This is a genomic window from Oleiphilus sp. HI0128, from assembly GCF_001635365.1.
Genome location: NZ_LWGG01000349.1, coordinates 1 through 850, shown reverse-complemented (window position 1 = coordinate 850; position 850 = coordinate 1). Strand labels below are relative to the sequence as shown.

The following is an 850-nucleotide window of genomic DNA, read 5'->3' as shown; positions in this document are numbered from 1 at the left end:
GTTCGACTGCCAGCTAGAGGTCATCTCTTACGACACAGTATTGCTAATCAAAAGATAAAACAGTACTCATTTACTTTTGCTCAGCGCCTAATAATCAACCCCTTCACGAGCCTTAACGCCCGCCTTATAGGCGTGCTTGATCTCTTTAATCTCTGATACCGTATCAGCTAACTCCTGCAACGCAGAGCCACCACCTCGTCCGGTAACAATCACGCTTTGCTCAAAAGGCCTATCTCGCAAAGCAGAAAGAATTCGTTCTTCTTCAAGGTATTTATAGGCAATCATATAGGTCAGCTCATCCAGCACGACCAAGTTGTAGCTGTCATCTGCAAGCATTTTCTCCGCTACCTTCCAGGTTTTTTCGGCCGCTTCGATATCTGCTTCTCGATCTTGCGTGTTCCAGGTAAAGCCAGTCCCCATTTGATAGAAGTCTACATCTGGCAATTTGTTTTTTAAGTAAAGCTCTTCACCTGAAAGCTGTGCCCCCTTGATAAACTGTACTACTCCAACCTTATGGTCATAGCCCAAGGCCCGCAAAACCATGCCAAAAGCAGAACTGCTCTTTCCCTTGCCATTTCCTGTAAGCACTATTAAGACACCACGTTCAATATTGGCTGCCTCGATATTAGCGTCTACATTGGCCTTTTGTTTTTGCATCTTCTTTTTATGTGAAGCATTTTTATCTTGCTTTTCCAAGGTCGTACTCCTTCAGGAAGGTAGGTTAGATTATTTATTTTATGAGCGGGCTCTGACTTGATCTAAAGCACTGCAAACGGACTTCATTCCATCAATCACGCGAAGTGAAAAACGATGCATTACGTCACCATTCACGGAAAATATATGCTGATTT

The 850-nt window shown here is 43.5% G+C and carries 1 protein-coding gene; it reads right to left on the bottom strand.

All coding sequences use genetic code 11. The features are described from left to right. Window positions 1-87: 87 nt before the first annotated feature. Window positions 88-696 (bottom strand): cob(I)yrinic acid a,c-diamide adenosyltransferase, encoded by a 609-nt coding sequence (cobO, locus tag A3763_RS04400; protein ID WP_082865318.1) that lies wholly within the window; start codon window positions 694-696, stop codon window positions 88-90. Window positions 697-850: the final 154 nt, after the last annotated feature.